Raw genomic sequence first — 18,004 nt, forward strand, 5'->3', positions numbered from 1 at the left:
GGGAGCGAAGCCCCGCGGAAAAACCGGCCAAAGGGCCGAACACTGCGGACAGGAAAGGCGCTAATGGCGGCATGCCTGTCCGATTGCGGAACGATTGATCCGCAGTGATCGGAGCTGCGCACTGTTTTTCCGCAGTGATCAGATACCTAGCATGGCGCCACTCATTACTGTGGAGCTTTGCCATGAACGATCTGTCTGCATCACCGGCCACCGCTGCGCTCGCGCCAGCGGAGCCGTCCTCCTGGCGCGACTGGCTGTCGGTGTACGCGGTGGCCCTGGGCGCTTTTGCCTTTGTCACCACCGAATATCTGCCGGTCGGCGTCCTGCCGCAAATTGCCAATAGCCTGGGCATCACCGATGGTGTTGCCGGGTTGATGGTGACCGTGCCGGGCATGGTAGCGGCAGTGTCGGCGCCGGCGATCATGCTCGGTGCCGGGCGGATGAATCGGCGACACCTGTTGCTGCTGTTGACCCTGTTGCTGTTGGCGTCCAACGTCGTTTCGGCGGTGGCACCGTCATTGCCGATCATGTTGTTGGGGCGCGGCTTGTTGGGGGTGGCGCTGGGGGGGTTCTGGGCGGTGGCGATTGCGGCTGCCGGGCGGTTGGTCAGTGAGTCAAAAACGGCGAAAGCGACGGCACTGATCTTTGCCGGGATTACCTTGGCGACGGTGTTCGGTGTGCCGTTTGGTACGTTTGTCAGCACGCTGTTTTCGTGGCGGATGTCGTTTGCAGTGACCGCAGGGCTCGCGTTGCTGGCGCTGATTGCGCAAGCGTTGACCTTGCCGTCATTGCCTTCCAGTGAAGGCTTGAAGTGGCGCGCGCTCGTGGCATTTGTGTCACGCAGCAATGCCCGCCGCAGCATGCTGTTGCTCGGTACGGTAGTGGCGGCGCATTTTACGGCGTACACCTATATCGCGCCGTTCCTTGGGCATGATGCGGGTTTCTCGCCGAGTGCGATCACTTCGATTCTGTTGGGCTTTGGCCTGGTCGGCATGTTGGCCAACTTCGCCATGGCCGGGAGCATCACCACGCACTTGCGTGCGTCGCTGGGCGCCGTGGTGTTGCTGATGGTGATTGCGCAATTGGCCTTGCCCGGGGTGCAGGGGTGGGGCGTGACGTTGGCGGTGCTGGTGTGGGGTGTTGCCTACGGCGCAATTCCGCTGGGCGTGAGCAGTTGGATGCAACTGACGTCGCCGCAATTGCCGGAAGCCAGTTCCGCCATGTTGGTGACCACGTTTCAGGTGGCGATTGCTTCGGGTTCGCTGTTTGGCGGCTTGATGGTTGATCACGCCGGTGTGTCTTCAGCGTTGTGGCTGGGCGCCGCCATCGGCGTGTTCGGTTTGGCGGTGATGCTCAGTTTCGGTCTCGGCAAAGCGCCGATTGCCGAGGCACTGCAACGCTGATTCAAGCCTTCAAGATGTTGTCTTTGAAAAAATCGATCAACACTCGCAACCTTGGTGCGGTCTGCTTCGACGCAGGCCAGAGCATCCACAGGTTGCCAGTGTGGTCGGTGTAGTCCGCCAACACCACTTTCAGCCTGCCATCGGCCAACGGCTGGCGGATTGAAAAATCCGGTAGGCAGGCAATCCCCACCCCATCGATCGCCAGGTACGTCAGCGGGTCCATCGTGGTGCAGGTCAATGCTCGCGTCAGGTTCGGCTCGATGTGCGTATCGTCGACGCGCAGCGGCCAACGCTCAATCATCCCGGTGGCCGGAAACTTGTGCAGCAGGCACACGTGGCGGATCAAATCGTCCGGGTGTGTCGGATCGCCATGACGCTCCAGATACGCTGGCGATGCCACCAACTGCAATTGATAACCCCCCAGCTTGCGCGCCATCAGCCGCGAATCCTGCGGTGCGCCCGTGCGGATCACTGCGTCGAACCCTTCCTCGATCACGTCCACCATGCGGTCGGACATGTCCACGTCCAGCTCGATCTCCGGATAGGCACGCATGAACCCGGCCAGTACCGGCATGATCAACACGTTCTGGATCGGCACGCTGATGCGCACCTTGCCGCGCGGGGTGGCGGACAGTTCCAGCAATTCCATTTCTGCCGCTTCCACTTCACTGAGGATACGCTTGCAACGGTCCAGGAACAGCTCGCCTTCGGTGGTCAGGGTGACACTGCGGGTGCTGCGATGGAACAGCCGCACCCCCAGGCGTTCTTCCATGCGCGCCACGCTCTTGCCGACGGCGGAGGAGGAGATCTCCAGCAAGCGACCGGCTTCGGTAAAGCTGCGGGTTTCGGCGACTTGAATGAAGGCCGTGATGCCGCTGAGGCTGTCCATCATTTGAGGTGTGCTCGGTGCTGGGAAAGGGTTAAGGCAGAGTAGAGGCGGGCGGGGAAATTGGAAAGGGAAGTAATAGGGAGCGAGGCGTTGGCGTTGGCCGCGTTTTTAATACGACCTCTCGAATGCTGAACTAAGATCAACAGCCAGTACCGTAGGTCGCTAGTGGGAGTTGCCGGTTGGCTTCGTCCCTTTGCAGTGCTCCTCTACCAACGAAAAGGAATGGGAATGAAATTCTCCACGCTAGCTTCTCGCGCCGTCTTTGCAGTAACGCTGGCTATCAGCGGAGGACTTTTCTCAGTCGAGCCGGTTCAGGCCGCAGCGCCTATGCAACACAAGCAAGTCCCGGGCTTCTATCGCATGATGATGGGCGATTTCGAGGTCACCGCACTCTTCGATGGCGGCATCAGTATTGATTCATCGCTACTCAGCGGCGACCCGGCTCTCATCCAGTCGCTGCTGCTGCGATCGTTTTTCGATGATCCGCAAAAGGTGTCCGGTTCGGTAACGGGCTATCTCATCAATACGGGTTCAAAACTCATCCTCATCGACACGGGCACCGGAGGCCATTGGGGAGGGCCGTCACTTGGCAAGCTCACTGACAACCTGAAGGCTGCTGGCTACAAACCCGCACAAATCGACCTGGTGTTGCTGACCCATATGCACGCCGACCACATTGGCGGAATCTACGACGCCAAAGGCCAGCGCGTGTTCTCGAAGGCACAGATTTCCATGATGAAGACCGAGAGTGACTTCTGGCTGTCGAAGGACATTGCGGAAAAAGCGCCGGAGGGCGCAAAAATATTCTTCCAGATTGCCCAGGCTGCTGCTGCGCCTTATCTGGCGGCTGGCAAATGGAAGCCATTGCAGGGCATGGATGAAATCGTGTCGGGCATTACTCCCGTTGCCATCCCGGGGCATACGCCAGGGCATGTAGGCTACAGGGTTTCGTCCAAGAGCCAATCGCTGCTGATCTGGGGCGACGTTGCCCACGTCGTCTCTGTGCAAATGCCACATCCCGAAGTGGGTATCGCGTTCGACGCTGACGGACCGACCGCAATCAAGACCCGCGAAGACCTTTTCGTGAAGTTGGCAGAGGACAAAACCCTGGTCGGTGGTGCTCATATGCCGTTCCCTGGCTTTGGGCGCCTGCGCAAGGAAGACACAGGCTATTCATGGGTGCCGGTAACCTTCATGAACCTGAACTGATGGCCCAATCGACAAGAGACAAAACCACCTGCAGGTGATCATTCAAACCAAGGGTGATCACTGTACAGAAAGTTGCCTTAATGCTGGCTGCACTCTCTGCAGAGTCTGCCAATCCTGCAGTCAGTGAGATGTCCCGAAACGTCGGTATTTCGACCCATCTGCTTCTTAGCTCGCGCCTAGCATAGACCCTGAATTCACAGCACGGGCAACCCGCCCGTCTACCCGGAATCAGGAGAAGGCATGAGCACTATCGAACACGTCATTCTTGTACACGGTGCCTGGGCCGACAGCACCAGCTGGAACAAATCGCGCGCCTTGATCGAAGCTGCCGGCCTGAGCACGACCACGGTCAACCTGCCGCTGACGTCACTGGCAGCAGATGCCGACGTTGTGTCCCAGGCAATCGCCGCGGCTCCAGGACCGGTGTTGCTGGTGGGCCATTCCTATGGCGGTGCGGTCATCAGCGAGGCAGGTGTTCACGCCAAGGTGGCGGGCCTCGTCTATATCAACGCCTTTACCCCTGACGTTGGCGAATCAGCTTTGGGGCTGACCGCATTGGCCGAGCCGTCGCTGATGAGTGCCGAGATCCGCATAGATCAGGCGGGCTCGTCGAGCCTCACTTACGAGGGTGTCCATGAAGGCTTTGCTCAGGATGTGAGTGCGCAGGAGAAGCATCAGCTGTTTGAAAACCAGCGTCCGACCGCTGTAGCGGCACTCACAGCACCACTCACTCAAGCCGCCTGGCAGTACAAGCCCAGCTGGTATCTGGTGGCGACCCTTGATAACGCCATAGCACCGGCACTTCAAGAGCTGATGGTGAAGAAGATTGGCGCCGTCAGCGACCATGTCGATGCGGGCCATTGCTCAATGATTTCCAAACCTGCGGCTGTCGCCGACCTGGTCATTCGCGCCGCCAAGTAACCGATATGTCCCCTCCATTGTTCACGCTTTGCATTTCTGTAACCTCAGAGGACTCACCCATGAAACTCACTCAAAACACCATCTTTATAACCGGCGGCGGCTCTGGCATCGGCCGTGGGCTGGCCGAAGCACTGCACAAGCTGGGAAACCAGGTAATTATCTCAGGTCGGCGCAAGGGCCATCTGGAAGCCGTCGTTGCGGCCAACCCGGGCATGCACGCGGTCGAATTGGATATCACCGATCCAGCCAGTATTACCGCGGTGGCGAAACAGTTGATCGACGAATTCCCGCAGCTCAATGTGCTGATCAATAACGCCGGGATCATGTTGCCGGACACTGCGGCCGGCCAAGTGGATGACGAATTGCTGGTGTCGACCGTTACCACCAATCTGATGGGCCCCATCCGCATGACTTCGGCGCTGATCGAGCACCTCAAGAAGGCCGATGACGCCTATGTGGCGTACACCTCTTCAGTACTCGGTTTCGTGCCCATGGCGCTGACGGCGGTGTACAGCGCCACCAAGGCCGCGCTGCATTCTTATGCACTGTCTCAGCGCTTCATGCTGCGCGATACCTCGGTCAAGGTGCTGGAAATCGCGCCGCCATGGGTACGTACTGAGCTGATGGATAGCTCCGAAGCGGAACTGGCGATGCCATTGGATGAGTTTATTGCCGAGACGATAGCGGTGCTGGGCACAGACGCGGTGGAGATTTTGGTCGAGCGGGCCAAGCCATTGCGCGCTAATGCGGGGGCGGATGAACACGCCTTTGTCACTGAGTTCAATGGTCAGCTATTGGCACTCTACGCCCAGTGAGCACCTTGCGGCGCTTGCATGAGTGCGGGCGCCGTTATCCGGACATCGACAGTTCGACCTCCATGATCGCCAGCATTACAGCCAAAAAGTCCGAAGTGATGGGAAACGCGGCCCATTTATTCACTCCAGAAAATCACCTTTACTGATGCCAAGCGCCCCAACCCCGAAAGCCCACATGGCGATCGACCCGGGCAGATATCCAAAGGCTTTACACATACACTTCAATCGAGGCAACCATGTCCAAACTTCATTCCCCAGTTAAAGTCGGGCGGTTCACCTTCGCCCACCGCATTGTATTGGCGCCACTGACCCGCATGCGTGCCGAAGATGGCGCTCGTCCTGGCGCCCTGATGGCCGAGTACTACGCTCAGCGCACTTCCGAAGGCGGTTTCCTAATCGGTGAAGCCACCATCGCCGCACCAAACGGCAACGGCTATCTCGGCGCACCAGGCCTGTTCGACGACAGCCAGATCGTGGGCTGGAAACACGTCACTGACGCCGTGCACGCTAAAGGCGGCAAGATCTTTCTGCAGCTTTATCATGCGGGTCGCCAATCCAATGCCGACGTGCAGCCTGCAAACAGCATCCCCGTCGGCCCGTCGGAAGTGCTGCACGGCGGCGTTGCTTACACTACCGAAGGTTGGGTACCCAATACCCCGAACCGCGCCCTGACCCTCAAAGAGATCGCAGACCTGGTAGAAAGCTTCCGCAGCGCTGCCGAGCGCGGCGTGAAAGCCGGTTTTGACGGCGTGGAACTGCATGGTGCCAACGGCTATTTGATCGACCAGTTCCTGCAGGACAACAGCAACAAGCGCACCGACATTTACGGCGGCTCGTTCGAGAACCGCGCACGCTTCCTGCTGGAAGTGACCAACGCGCTGATTTCGGTGTGGGGCAGTGATCGCGTGGCGGTACGTGTCGGCCCGAGCGGCACCTGGGGTGACATGGGGGACAGCGATCCAGAAGGTCTGTTCACCTACGTCGCGCAACAATTGGCGCCGCTGAACCTGGCTTACCTGCACCTGATCGAGCCGCGCATCCTGGGCAACATCGAGGACGAGAATGCCGACCCGGCACCGGTCGCAGCCCAACTGATGCGCAAACACTACAAAGGCGTGATCATTGCTGCCGGTGGCTTTAACGGCGAATCCGCCGAGGCCATCATTCAGGCTGGCGACGCCGATCTGGTGGCCTTCGGTCGCCACTTCATCGCCAACCCGGACTTGCCGGAGCGCCTGCGTCACAATCTGCCACTGAACGCTTATGACCGTCCGACCTTTTTTGGCGGTACCGAGGTGGGTTACACCGACTACGAGTTCTATAAAGAAGAAGCGATTGCGTAACATCTTTCGCCAAGCTCGAGTTGCTTTAGCGCAGATACCAAACGAAGCCCCCTAGCGGGGGCTTTTTTATGTGGTTTCGTGCTATTTGGCTGGGGTGTTTCAGCCGCAATCGGCCTGGCCATCAGCGGCCGGGCGGTAGACCGAAGAGGCCCGCGCGCAGTCATCCTGCCGGGTCTCGGTTCTCTGACATTGCACTACAGCTCATTGGCTAACCTTGGCTTTGTCAGTGCCCTCTGCGCAGCAACGGCCTTGGCTTTCGCCTATACATCTGGCCGCCGACCTGCACCGCAACTTCATCCTTCACATTAAATGATCTACATACTCAAAAAGTAGCGTTCCAAGAATGAATAACGGCGGCCAATGGCCGCCGCTATTCTGCTGCGAAAAAATAGAAGCTTATACGTCGGCGTTAGAACCGAAGGTGCGGCGCAACGATTGCGGGGATTGGCCATATACGCGCAAGAACGCCCGGCGCATACGTTCGCGGTCGCCAAATCCGGTCTCCGAGGCCACCGCTTCAAGCGTCAGGCGCCCCTGTTCGATCATCAACCGGGCGGCCTCCAGGCGCAGATTTTCGATGGCCTTGGCGGGGGAGCTTCCGGTCTGCTCGCGAAAGCTTCGACTGAATTGCCGAGGACTCAGGCACGCCGCATCCGCCAGGTCTTCTACTGAAAGGTCGCGGTGCAGGTTTTTTCGAGCAAAGTCCAGCGCTTGCTGAATGCGGTCGGAGCTCGGACTCAGTTCCAGCATCGCCGAATGCTGGGACTGCCCACCCGCGCGGCGATGGTATAGCACCAGCCGCTGCGAGACGGTCCGGGCCAGCGCGGCACCGTAATCCTTCTCGACCATACCGATGGTTAAATCGAGCGCAGCAGTCATGCCTGCCGAGGTCCAGATCTTGCCATCGATGATGAAGATGCGATCTTCTTCGACCTTGATTGCAGGGAATCTGTCGCGCATTTCCTTGGCGCGAGCCCAGTGCACTGTTGCTCGGCGGCCATCGAGCAATCCGGACTCGGCAAGCGCGAAAGCACCGACGCACAAAGCGCCTACCCGCCGTGAATGTGCATTGGCTTCAACCAGAAAGGAGTGAATACCGTCCGACGCCGAACTGCGATCCATTGCACCGCTGATCAAGACGGTATCGAAATCAGTCTTGTTGAACTGCTGAGTATCAACCGACGTGAACAGGGAGCTGGCGACCAAGCCACCATGCTCGGATAGCACACTGATGTCGTAGAGTTTTTCACCCGCGGCCAGGTTGGCAAACTCGAAAGCTGAAAGCGCGGCAAGGCTCATCACCTGAAAATCGGGCCGTACGATTAACGCCACACTTTGCATAAAAACTCCCGTTCGCCCAGTTGAACACTGGCTTGAGGCATGGATGTCTGGTGACAGGCGAAACGTAAGCATGCGCGAAAATCGCGGGACTGCAAGCAGAACCGCGATTTAGAGGGGGGTAGCGTTTTACGCCGGATAAATTCAGTAAGGCCGATACTGAGGTACGAGAAACTTCGGAACGCCAATATTTCGGCCATGAACTTGACCAGACCAAGGCCGAAAATGATGGTTTTACGGCCTTTACCGACATACGGGCGTTCACTACTCTGGCCCTACTTCATGCACCGCCTTTGGAGCAAACCGCATGACTCATAAAGGCACGGCCGTTATAACCGGCGCTGGTACAGCAATAGGCATAGCTTTCGCCCACCGACTGACTCAGCGGGGCTACGACTTGATTTTAATTGCGGTGGATCGGCCGCAATTATTGACGCTTGCTGCAGCGCTCACTGACTCCAGCGGACGATCGGTGGAAGTGCTGAATGCTGATTTGGCAGTGTCCGCCGAAGTTGTCCGCATCGAGGCCTTGTTAAGCCAGGACGCCAGTATCACATTGCTCATCAACCATCACGACATCACTGAGGAAAATGAGATAGGGGCCACAATCGCCTTGGGGATCACTGCTCCCGTACGCTTGTTCTACGCATTGGCAAATGGTTTCGTAAAGAGGGGCACCGGAACGGTAATCAATCTGGTGCCCGTGTTCGAGGCGAGTTCCGGTGCTGCCATTGAGTCGGCGAACAGCGCTTTTTTACTCTCGCTCTCCCACGCGCTGCGGCAGCATTTCAATAAAGTCGCAGTACGAGTTCAAGCAATTTTGTATGCAGGTTCACAGCAAATCCAATATCAAAGCGCAGTGGCCATTGTGGATGCCGCGCTAGAGGATTTTGATTCTGGAGAAGCCATCTCGCTACCCAAGTTTGCCGATCGGGTGATATGGAATAAATTCGAGGTTGCCCGGCTGGAATTGCTCAGTAGGTTAGCAGCGGCGCCCAATATCGTATCACCTGCACGTCTGCTTCATTGACCTGAGGTGAGTAGCGAATGCGTGCGATCTGTATATCGGCGTGCGCCAGGCACGACTGGTGCTGATCGACAGCGATGGTGTCCGCGCCCGGATTGTCGCGAGCTGGCTGCGTCAGGCGCGGCATGAAGCCTATGTGCTGGCAGGTGGTGTGAGCAGCACGCTGTCGCACGTGCATACGCGGCTGGTGCATTCGGCACTGGCCCAGGGGGCCGGTGGCCGCGCAGTCAATGTGCCGGTGACTCGCTTGAGCACGGTGTTGTTCGACAACCTGGCGCAAATGCGTGACGCCCGTGCTCGTCGTGATAGCGAGCGGGTGCTGAGTTTTGGCGCGCGCGGCAATCCGACGGCGTTCGCCCTCGAAGACCTGGTCACCGAGCTGGAGGGTGGGTATCGCACGCGCTTGTACGGTACCGGGTTGGCAGCGATCGCACAGACGTTTCTTGCTTATCTGCGACCCGGTGACCATGTGCTGATCACCGACGCGGTATACGCGCCGGTGCGACGCCTGGCACGAGAGTTTCTTCAGCCCTTCGGCATTGAAGTCAGCTATTTCGCGGCCGACGGCCGTGACCTGGAGGTCCGGCTGCAAGCCAATACCCGAATGGTCTACACCGAAGTGCCTGGCTCGTTGTTGTATGAACTGTGCGACTTGCCGGCCATGGCTGCCCTGTGCAAACCGCGAGGTATCCTGCTGGCTGTCGACAATACCTGGGGCTCCGGTTACCTGTACCGTCCCTTGGCGCTCGGTGCAGATATCTCGATCATGGCACTGACCAAATACCTGAGCGGCCACAGTGACGTGGTCATGGGCAGCGTCTGCACGACCGAAGACGCATGGCCCGCACTGGCGGCCATGAGCGACAGCTTTGGAACGACCGTCAGCCCTGACGATGCGTATCTGGTGCTGCGTGGCGCTCGAACGCTCGCGTCACGACTGCAAGTGCATGAGCGTCAGGCTCTGGAAGTCGCTCACTGGTTACAGGCACACCCGCAGGTGAAGCAGGTGTTCCATCCGGCCTTGCACGATCATCCCGGCCATGCCTTGTGGCGCCGGGACTTCATTGGCAGCAATGGCCTGCTGTCCTTTGAATTGTGTGAAACGGACGTCGCGTACGTGGAACGCTTCATCGATGCGCTGCAACTGTTCGGATTGGGGGCTTCCTGGGGCGGTTTTGAAAGTCTGATCACCGTGGCCGATACCGGGGATCGCGGCAGTGCGGCGGATCGCTTGTTGAATCCGGTGTTGCGCTTGCACGTCGGTCTGGAGTGTCGCCGACTTGATTGAAGATCTGCAGCGCGGGTTTGCGGCTTTGGAGAGGGATGAAGGTCGTGCCGTTTGATGTTCGCTCACTCAGTGAGGGGACTCTGAGGTAGCGCCTGCACGGGCGCGGAACACTCCATCAAAACCGGGCTGAGTCTGCTGCTGGACGTCAGCCCGTCGATGAGTCGATCAAGCGTTGACAGGCACGGCTTTGGGTCTGCGATACAGGATCGTTGTCGCTGTGAATCCACACACGGCGGCAAACATCAGCCAGTACGCCGGCGAGGCCTTGTCACCTGTTGCCTGTACCAGAATTGTCGATACGGCGGGGGTAAAACCACCAAACAGCGCCGTCGCCAAACTGAATGCCAGTGAAAATCCTACCACTCGCACGTTTTGCGGCATGACCTCGGTCAATGCCGCCACCATCGCGCCGTTGTAAATGCCAAAGAAAAAAGAGAAGTACAGCAGCACGGCCAGCAGTCGCTCGAAACTTGCCGCCGCGGCCAGCCAGTGCATGGCGGGATAAGCGCTGAAAATGCACAGCACAGTGACTGCCAGCAGCAAGGGGCGACGACCGATACGATCGGAGAGCGTGCCTCCGATGGGCAACCAGATGAAATTGCTGAGGCCGACGAAGAGCGTGACCACCAGACTGTCGGTGGTGCTCAGGTTCAGCACGGTGCGACCGAACGTCGGTGTGTAGACGGTGATGAGATAGAACGTGGTGGTCGTCATCGATGCCAGCAGGCCGCCGGCCAGTACCGTACGCCAGTTGTCGCGCATCGAGCGAAAGACTTCACCGGCGCTCGGGTGGTGGCTGCGCGCCTTGAAGGCATCGGTTTCCTGTAGCGAACGGCGAATGACGAAGATGAACGGGATAATCAGGCAGCCAATGAAAAACGGGATACGCCAGCCCCAGGCTGCGACCTCGGCTGCCTCCATGGCTGAGTTGATGGCATAACCCAACGCCGCCGCCAGAATGATCGCCACTTGTTGACTGGCCGATTGCCAACTGGTGAAGAATCCTCGACGGCCCGGCGTGGCGATTTCAGCCAGGTACACGGAAACACCGCCCATTTCCGCTCCTGCAGAAAATCCCTGCAACAGTCGCCCGAGCAGCACCAGTATCGGCGCGGCGATGCCGATGCTGGCGTAACCCGGCACCAGGGCAATCAAGACCGTACCCGCAGCCATGATCGACAGCGTCACGATCAGTCCCTTGCGCCGGCCCACCTTGTCGATATAGGCGCCCAGCACGATGGCGCCCAGCGGGCGCATCAGAAAACCCGAGCCGAACACCGCGAAGGTCATCATCAACGAGGCGAACTCACTGGTGGCAGGAAAGAAAGTCTGCGAGATGTACGTTGCATAGAACCCGAACAGAAAGAAATCGAACTGTTCGAGAAAGTTGCCGCTGGTGACCCGCAGGATGGCGCCCAGTTTCGACCCTTGGGATCGGCTGTCTCGTGTTGTTGTTTTCATCATGGCTACCGTGGTGATCAATATTGTTTTTGGAAATGCGTCGCCGATCAGTCGTTTGCGGCATTGATCGGGTTGGGTTGGCGTTTTTCGATGGCGTACTTGAGCAGCGCGGCGCTGCGGAAAATGCCATGAGCGAATTTGCTGTAGGGCATGGTCAGGAAAAACGCCATGACCAGACCGAGATGGATCGCCAGCATCAAGCCCAGGGCAACGCTTTCGCGAACGGCCAGGAGCGCCAGGCCGCTGGCACTGACCAGGAACAGCAACGCGATAAAACCGCGATCCATGGGTTTCTGCTTTTCGTCGCCGTGCTCGGGGTGGCGACGCAGGTTCAACCACAACAGGCCTGCCGGGCCTATCAGCAGGCCGACGCCGCCTGCGATGCCCAGCATCACCGGCAGACTCAAGACGCGATAAGGCGCCGACCAGCCCAGCAGAAAATGGTAAAGCGTGGCCACACCGGTGGCGGCAAAACACAGCATGAAGCCGTAGAAGGTGAAATGGTGAAAGCGCCGCCGCCACAGGGTGAACCGGTCATCGGCGTTGTTGCAGCCCTCGCCATGCCCGCCGTCCAGATATTTGAGCCGGGCGACGTTGGCCGCGGCTTCCAGCGCAGCCGCTGACGTTTGCGGCCGGGGTGCCGCTGGCGGTGATACGTTGCGCCAGAAACGCCGCACGCCAATCGTCAATGCAAGGATCGCGAAACCAAACACCGCACCAAACATCAATGCCAGGGTGTCATGCGGGAAAATCCCGTAGAAATTCCCGCCGGGCATGGCAGTAAACAGATTGCCCATCACCATCAATGTCAGGCAGAGAAACAATGCCAATCCCGCACCTGAGGCCAGCGCAAGCGTCAGCCCGTTGCGCTGGTACAACTTGCCCAGCACCCGTGGCCAGGCGTACTCGGCATAAGTGTCGAGGCGGACTTTGGCCATGGCCTTGGGCACATTGATTTCGAATTCGTGAGGGGCCGCATACTGGCAGGCATGCAGGCACGCCCCGCAGTTATGACAAAGGTTCGCCAGGTAGTGGATATCTGCCTGGGCAAACTCCAGGCGTCTGGTCATGGCAGGGAATACAGCACAGAAGCCTTCGCAATAACGGCAGGCATTGCAAACGGTCAGTTGTCGCTGAACTTCACTTTCATCAAGGTTGAGTACGGGAATCAGATGGCCCGGTGCCTCGGGATCAAACAGCTGCATGGTGGGGCTCCGTGATTGAAGGGGTCGGCAAGCCAGCCGCTGCGGCGGCCTGCGCACCGGCGATGCGACCGAAGGCAGTACCGATGGCCATGCCGATGCCGGCGGTATAGCCCTTGCCCAATACGTTGCCCGCCATCATTTCTCCGGCGACAAACAGGTTGGGGCTCGCCTGACCATCGAAGTGAACGGCTGCGGTTTCGTCGGTCGCCAGCCCCAGATACGTAAAGGTCACGCCTGGCTTGAGCGGGTAGGCGCAGAAGGGGGGCTTGACCAAGGGACGGGCCCAGTGGGTTTTGGCGGGGATCAGACCTTCGGTGTGGCAATCGTCCAGCGCGGTGTGGTCAAACGTACCGACGCGGCAGGCGGCGTTGTATTGCTCGATGGTTTTGACGAACGGCGCAACGGGCAGCTTCAACCGCCGGGCCAGCTCTTGCAGCGAGTCGGCTTTGGTGCCCGGAAACACCGGAGGCATGAAACGGCCGAGGGCTTGCTGGTCGATGATCGAATAGGCCTGTTGTCCGGGTTGTCCGGCCACGAGGCGACCCCAGATCGCATAGCGCTTGGGCCAGAAATCTTCACCCTCGTCATAGAAGCGTTCGCCATCGCGATTGACGACCACGCCCAGCGAGACGCAATCGATGCGGGTGCAGATACCCCCGTCATACAGCGGGGCCCGGGCGTCGATGGCGACCATGTGCGCTTGAGTCGGGTCACCGATAAAATCGGCCCCCAGGCTCTGCATGCGCCGCAGCAGTACGCCGGTATTGAAGCGCGTCCCGCGGATCAGAAAGTTGTCGGAAGGCCATTCTCCGCGCTCGTTCTGCCCCCAGGCTTCGCGGAGCCATTGGCGATTGGATTCGAAACCGCCAGCCGCCAGAACGCAGGATTTGGCTTCAATGCGCTCGGCGGGGAAATGCCGACCTTCGACTTCCCGTTCACCAATATGCGCGGCGACGAACGCTTTGCCGTTCAACTCGATATCAGTGACTTGAGCGTCGTAGCGGATCTTGACGCCCAGCCGCTCGGCACTGCGAAAGTACGCATTGACCAGCGCTTTGCCGCCGCCCATGAAAAACGCATTGGTACGCGCCACATGCAACGCGCCCGACAGCGACGGTTGGAAATGCACACCATGGGAGCGCATCCAGTCACGGCAGTTCGACGAAGCGCGGATGACCAGGCGTGCGAGCTTTTCGTTGGTCATCCCACCGGTGACTTTCAGCAGATCCTGCCAATATTCCTCTTCGGGATAGGCATCGACCAACACGTCTTGCGGTGCGTCGTGCATACAACGCAGGTTGCGGGTGTGTTGCGAATTGCCGCCGCGCCAGATTTTCGGTGCGCCTTCCAGCAGCATGACGCTGGCCCCGGCCTCGCGGGCCATCAACGCGGCACACAGGGCGGCATTACCACCGCCGATCACTAATACATCGATCATCATTACTCCTCAATCGCAAGGAGGCATGAACGAAGTACTCCTCGCGAGTGGGGAAAGGTAGAGCGGTCGTCCTGTCCTCGAAAGGCGCGAAACGAGTCGGGGTGTTCAGTTTTCGTAAAGGCTTTGGCGCGCAAAGCGCCGGCATTGAAACGCGCGAAGCGGGCGCGCGAGGCTCAGGGCGCGGGATCCTCGATCCACGAGGCCCCCGGCCATTGGCGATCCATGACCAACTGCCGAGCGACATCGGTGATGACCCGTCGCGCCGCGAGGGCCGCGGGAGACAGTTCGTCATCGGGCAGTGTCGCCAGCAGGTTTCGTCGACCGACATGCACATCGGAAATTTCCACCACTGACAATCCCGACTCACCGCTGAGCGCAGCTGCCGCGCCGGGCTGGATGGTCGCCGCATGGCCTGCGCGTACAGCGTTCATCAACACGGCCAGACCGTCCACTTCCATGATGATGTTGGGCGCCAACCCCGAACGTTCGAACGCCACCGTCAGGGTAGATCGCAAACCGTGTTGTGCAGTCGGCATCACCAGGGGAAGTTGCCCCAGATCCGCCAGTTGCACACGGCTGCCCTGTGGTGCGTGGGGCAGTTGCGGTGAGCTGATGACAAACAGCTTTTCGTCGAGCAGCGGCGTCACGCTCCAGCGCTTGCCACCTTCGAGTTGAAACACAATGGCCAGATCGATCTGGCGGGCATTGAGCTGCGTGGCCAGGTGCCCGGACAGCATTTCGACCAGGTGCAATTGAATATCCGGGTAGCGCTCGCGCATCGCGTTGATCAACGGCAGCGCAAGCACAGTGGCGGTGGTGGGGGCCATGCCGACAGTGACATAGCCACTCATTCGCCCACGGTGGGCGGCCAGTATCGCGTTTTCGGCCTGTCGCAGGCACAACTGGGCGTGGTGCAGGAACGCCGTGCCGGAACTGGTCGGAGTGACGCCGGTCGTGGTGCGATTAAGCAGGCGCGTCGACAGCTCACTTTCCAGTTTCGCGATCTGTTGGCTGAGGGCTGACACGCCGACATCCAGCTCAAGAGCGGCGCGTCCCAGACTGCCGTGTTCGATGATTTTTACGAAATAGCGCAGCTGTCTCAATTCCAAGCGTTGCCGCTCCACGTCAGGTTGAAGGGTTACCGAGCTACCCGGGATTTCCTGTGGCAGCACTGCCTTGTCAGCGTGAGAGGTTATGCCGTGACAGTCAAACATCGTGGGCGGTAGAGCCAGAAAATCAGCGTTCTGACGTGACTGCAAAAGACTCGTTTCGAGTGGCTCTCGGAAGGATCAAATCGCTGCAGAGACCGCAGCCGGAAAACCGGGCGGGAAAGCCTAAGCTAATTCCAAAAAGATATTTATTTAATATTTTTAAGATCGTTTAGCTTTTAGCAAAGGAGACGTGCAGCGCCTCGCTTGCGGCGTTTTTTTTGCCTCAGGCCGACCCTGTCCGCGGTCATTGCCTGAGGCTCCTGTCCATTTTTTCTACCCTGAACGGCCATATATCTGGCCGTCAGCGGTTCGTTGCCCGGAGCCCTCGTGACACTTATTCAAACCTCTTTGGCAACGGTACAGGTCGACTTGCCTGAGCGATTGGCCCCACCCATCGACGATAGCGCCGAGGAGGGCGATGTTGTCCTCGAACTGCGAGGCGTCACTAAAGCTTATGTGCGCAAAGGCGGGTCGCCGTTGCCGGCTGTCAACCATGTCAGCTTGAAGGTCCGGCGCGGCGAAGTGCTGTGCCTGATGGGCACCTCCGGCAGCGGCAAATCGACCTTGCTTCGCCATATCAATCGTTTGATCGAACCCACCAGCGGTGAGGTCTTGATTGAAGGTCAGGCTATCAGCGGCTTGAGCCACAAAGCGTTGCGGGATTTGCGCTCGCGGCGAATCGGCATGGTGTTCCAGCATTTTGGTCTTTTGCCCCATCGCACAGTGCTGGACAACGTTGCGCTGCCTCTGGAGTTGCGCGGCGAATCCGAGGCCGTCCGGCACGCAGCGGCCACCCGACAGTTACAGGCGATGGGCCTGGAGGGATGGGGCGAGCATTATCCTCACGAGTTGTCCGGCGGTATGCAGCAACGGGTCGGTCTCGCGCGAGCATTGGTGACTGATCCGGATATTCTCCTAATGGACGAGCCTTTCAGCGCACTGGATCCGACCATCCGGCGAGACCTGCAAAGCCACTTTCTGGCGCTGGTACGCGAGCGCGGGATCACCACGTTGCTGGTCACTCACGATCCTGCCGAAGCGGTACGTCTCGCTGACCGGATAGCGGTATTGCGCCAGGGACGTCTGGTGCAGTCGGGCACCCCGAAACAGCTGCTCGAGACGCCGGCCGATGCTGAGGTCGCGGATTTTTTCCGCGATTGCCTTCCAGCCGCACCGGTATTGCACGATGCCGGTGGCGCGGTACGTCAGGTTCCCGAAACGGCACCGAAGGAGCAACCGGTTCAGTCGGGCTTGCGCGGCTGGCAAGCCCTGTTTCTCGGGCCGGCAGCGCTGGCGGCGCGGGGCAGAGGCGGGTTGTTCTGGCTCGGGTTCGCCGCAGAACTCGCGGCCTTGGCCACTGCGGTGCAAGGCATTGCGAGCGCATCCTGGATATCGGTCGTGGTGGGATTGGCCGTGCTGGCAGCCAGTCGTTTCACCGCGTATTCGCTGAGCCGTCAACCGGTGCGGCGCGCCGTTTCGAGTTGGGCGTTGCCGCTGGCGGTGCTGCTGGTCAGTCAGGCATTGGTGATCTGGCGGGTGTTGACGCCCGATACCACACAGGCGTTCTTGCAGTTCCCGGCCAGCCGCCAGGCGCTGTTACTGACTGCACAGAGCCTGGATGATTTTATTGGTTGGTCACAGGTGACATTCGAGAGCGCTTTTGTCGGCGTGATCGTTGCGGTTCGCACGGTCATTGAAGGGATCGAAACCCTGCTCGGTTGGCTGCCTTGGCCGGTTTGTGCGTTGGCGCTGATATTGCTGGCCTGGCGCTCGGCGGGCCTGGCCCTGGCGCTCACCAGCAGCGCAGCGTTGTTGTATATCGGCCTGTTCGGGTTTTGGGAGCGGACGATTGCAACCCTGGCGCTGGTTGGTTCTTCGGTATTGATCGCACTGGTGATCGGCGTACCCACCGGCATTCTGCTGGCGAAGCGGCCGTTTGCCCGCAGGCTGCTCACGCCCTTGCTGGATGTCATGCAGACCCTGCCGACCTTTGTCTATCTGATTCCCGCTGTGGCGTTCTTCTCCGTGGGCAAGACCCCGGCGGTCATTGCGACGGTGATTTTCGCCCTGGCACCGATGATTCGTCTGACGTCCCTGGGCATTCAGGAAGTCCCGAAGGATGCCGTGGAAGCGGCAATCGCCCATGGAGCAACCCCCTGGCAAACCCTGGTGAAGGTGCAACTGCCGCTGGCGCGACGATCCCTGTTGCTGGGGATCAATCAGACCATTGTCATGAGCCTGTCGATGGTGGTGGTTGCTGCCCTGATCGGCGCTGGAGGGTTGGGTTACGACGTCATGACGGCGTTGCGCAATATCAAGGGCGGCGAGGGCGTGCTGGCCGGCGTGGCGATCGTGCTGTGTGCATTGATTCCCGATCGAATCATTCAATCGAGCTTGCGCAAGCAAGACCATCTGCATAACTGAACTGTGAGACTTATCGTGACAAAACATCTATT

Annotated in this window: 13 protein-coding genes and 1 pseudogene; 8 read left to right on the top strand and 6 right to left on the bottom strand. The window is 59.4% G+C overall.

Features of this window, described 5'->3' with window-relative positions; all coding sequences use genetic code 11:
- Positions 1-182: 182 nt before the first annotated feature.
- The gene (locus ACSPX5_RS09540; RefSeq protein WP_439821548.1) at positions 183-1,403 is read left to right on the top strand and encodes an MFS transporter; all 1,221 of its coding nucleotides are present in this window, start codon (positions 183-185) and stop codon (positions 1,401-1,403) included.
- A gap of 1 nt (position 1,404) precedes the next feature.
- Here the strand turns inward: ACSPX5_RS09540 and ACSPX5_RS09545 are convergent, their stop codons facing one another.
- Positions 1,405-2,292: a LysR family transcriptional regulator gene (locus ACSPX5_RS09545; RefSeq protein ID WP_439822019.1), complete on the bottom strand. Its 888-nt coding sequence runs from the start codon at positions 2,290-2,292 to the stop codon at positions 1,405-1,407.
- 228 nt (positions 2,293-2,520) lie between these two features.
- On the opposite strand from ACSPX5_RS09545, the gene ACSPX5_RS09550 reads away from it, so the two are divergent.
- The 4 genes from ACSPX5_RS09550 to ACSPX5_RS09565 all read left to right on the top strand — a co-directional run bounded on the left by ACSPX5_RS09550 (position 2,521) and on the right by ACSPX5_RS09565 (position 6,580).
- The gene (locus ACSPX5_RS09550) at positions 2,521-3,501 is read left to right on the top strand and encodes an MBL fold metallo-hydrolase (protein WP_439821549.1); all 981 of its coding nucleotides are present in this window, start codon (positions 2,521-2,523) and stop codon (positions 3,499-3,501) included.
- 240 nt (positions 3,502-3,741) lie between these two features.
- Positions 3,742-4,422 (top strand): alpha/beta hydrolase, encoded by a 681-nt coding sequence (locus ACSPX5_RS09555; RefSeq protein WP_439821550.1) that lies wholly within the window; start codon positions 3,742-3,744, stop codon positions 4,420-4,422.
- A gap of 59 nt (positions 4,423-4,481) precedes the next feature.
- Positions 4,482-5,237 carry an SDR family oxidoreductase gene (locus ACSPX5_RS09560; protein ID WP_439821551.1) on the top strand — a complete coding sequence of 252 codons (756 nt, stop codon included), beginning with the start codon at positions 4,482-4,484 and terminating at the stop codon, positions 5,235-5,237.
- 236 nt (positions 5,238-5,473) lie between these two features.
- A complete protein-coding gene (locus ACSPX5_RS09565; RefSeq protein ID WP_439821552.1) occupies positions 5,474-6,580 on the top strand; it encodes an alkene reductase in 1,107 nt (368 codons plus the stop codon).
- A 396-nt stretch (positions 6,581-6,976) separates the two neighbouring features.
- Here the strand turns inward: ACSPX5_RS09565 and ACSPX5_RS09570 are convergent, their stop codons facing one another.
- On the bottom strand, positions 6,977-7,921 hold the full coding sequence (locus tag ACSPX5_RS09570; protein ID WP_439821553.1) for a GlxA family transcriptional regulator: 945 nt from the start codon (positions 7,919-7,921) through the stop codon (positions 6,977-6,979).
- A 304-nt stretch (positions 7,922-8,225) separates the two neighbouring features.
- Between ACSPX5_RS09570 and ACSPX5_RS09575 the strand changes: the two genes are divergently transcribed.
- The gene (locus tag ACSPX5_RS09575; protein ID WP_439821554.1) at positions 8,226-8,948 is read left to right on the top strand and encodes an SDR family NAD(P)-dependent oxidoreductase; all 723 of its coding nucleotides are present in this window, start codon (positions 8,226-8,228) and stop codon (positions 8,946-8,948) included.
- A 25-nt stretch (positions 8,949-8,973) separates the two neighbouring features.
- Positions 8,974-10,288: pseudogene (metC, locus tag ACSPX5_RS09580) on the top strand (cystathionine beta-lyase); the annotation flags it as partial.
- A 110-nt stretch (positions 10,289-10,398) separates the two neighbouring features.
- On the opposite strand, the gene ACSPX5_RS09585 reads toward metC, so the two are convergent.
- The 4 genes from ACSPX5_RS09585 to ACSPX5_RS09600 all read right to left on the bottom strand — a co-directional run bounded on the left by ACSPX5_RS09585 (position 10,399) and on the right by ACSPX5_RS09600 (position 15,446).
- Positions 10,399-11,697, bottom strand: coding sequence for an MFS transporter (locus ACSPX5_RS09585; protein ID WP_439821555.1), 1,299 nt, complete (start codon positions 11,695-11,697; stop codon positions 10,399-10,401).
- A gap of 44 nt (positions 11,698-11,741) precedes the next feature.
- Positions 11,742-12,899: a tricarballylate utilization 4Fe-4S protein TcuB gene (gene tcuB, locus ACSPX5_RS09590; RefSeq protein ID WP_439821556.1), complete on the bottom strand. Its 1,158-nt coding sequence runs from the start codon at positions 12,897-12,899 to the stop codon at positions 11,742-11,744.
- Positions 12,886-14,337 carry an FAD-dependent tricarballylate dehydrogenase TcuA gene (gene tcuA, locus ACSPX5_RS09595; protein WP_439821557.1) on the bottom strand — a complete coding sequence of 484 codons (1,452 nt, stop codon included), beginning with the start codon at positions 14,335-14,337 and terminating at the stop codon, positions 12,886-12,888. The genes tcuB and tcuA overlap by 14 nt, the downstream gene beginning before the upstream one ends.
- Before the next feature lie 173 nt (positions 14,338-14,510).
- A complete protein-coding gene (locus tag ACSPX5_RS09600; RefSeq protein ID WP_439821558.1) occupies positions 14,511-15,446 on the bottom strand; it encodes a LysR family transcriptional regulator in 936 nt (311 codons plus the stop codon).
- 471 nt (positions 15,447-15,917) lie between these two features.
- Here ACSPX5_RS09600 and ACSPX5_RS09605 point away from each other — a divergent pair, with 471 nt between their 5' ends.
- Positions 15,918-17,972, top strand: a complete 2,055-nt coding sequence (locus ACSPX5_RS09605) for an ATP-binding cassette domain-containing protein (RefSeq protein ID WP_439822020.1) — start codon at positions 15,918-15,920, stop codon at positions 17,970-17,972.
- Positions 17,973-18,004: the final 32 nt, after the last annotated feature.

It is taken from the genome of Pseudomonas sp. HLG18, assembly GCF_051903985.1.
In the GTDB taxonomy this organism is placed as follows: Bacteria; Pseudomonadota; Gammaproteobacteria; order Pseudomonadales; family Pseudomonadaceae; genus Aquipseudomonas; species Aquipseudomonas fluorescens_BT.

Bases quoted from the DNA above. Each gene is read 5' to 3' on its own strand.
- ACSPX5_RS09540 (WP_439821548.1), top strand. From the start codon at position 183: ATGAACGATCTGTCTGCATCACCGGCCACCGCTGCGCTCGCGCCAGCG.
- ACSPX5_RS09545 (WP_439822019.1), bottom strand. From the start codon at position 2,292: ATGGACAGCCTCAGCGGCATCACGGCCTTCATTCAAGTCGCCGAAACC.
- ACSPX5_RS09550 (WP_439821549.1), top strand. From the start codon at position 2,521: ATGAAATTCTCCACGCTAGCTTCTCGCGCCGTCTTTGCAGTAACGCTG.
- ACSPX5_RS09555 (WP_439821550.1), top strand. From the start codon at position 3,742: ATGAGCACTATCGAACACGTCATTCTTGTACACGGTGCCTGGGCCGAC.
- ACSPX5_RS09560 (WP_439821551.1), top strand. From the start codon at position 4,482: ATGAAACTCACTCAAAACACCATCTTTATAACCGGCGGCGGCTCTGGC.
- ACSPX5_RS09565 (WP_439821552.1), top strand. From the start codon at position 5,474: ATGTCCAAACTTCATTCCCCAGTTAAAGTCGGGCGGTTCACCTTCGCC.
- ACSPX5_RS09570 (WP_439821553.1), bottom strand. From the start codon at position 7,921: ATGCAAAGTGTGGCGTTAATCGTACGGCCCGATTTTCAGGTGATGAGC.
- ACSPX5_RS09575 (WP_439821554.1), top strand. From the start codon at position 8,226: ATGACTCATAAAGGCACGGCCGTTATAACCGGCGCTGGTACAGCAATA.
- ACSPX5_RS09585 (WP_439821555.1), bottom strand. From the start codon at position 11,697: ATGATGAAAACAACAACACGAGACAGCCGATCCCAAGGGTCGAAACTG.
- tcuB (WP_439821556.1), bottom strand. From the start codon at position 12,899: ATGCAGCTGTTTGATCCCGAGGCACCGGGCCATCTGATTCCCGTACTC.
- tcuA (WP_439821557.1), bottom strand. From the start codon at position 14,337: ATGATCGATGTATTAGTGATCGGCGGTGGTAATGCCGCCCTGTGTGCC.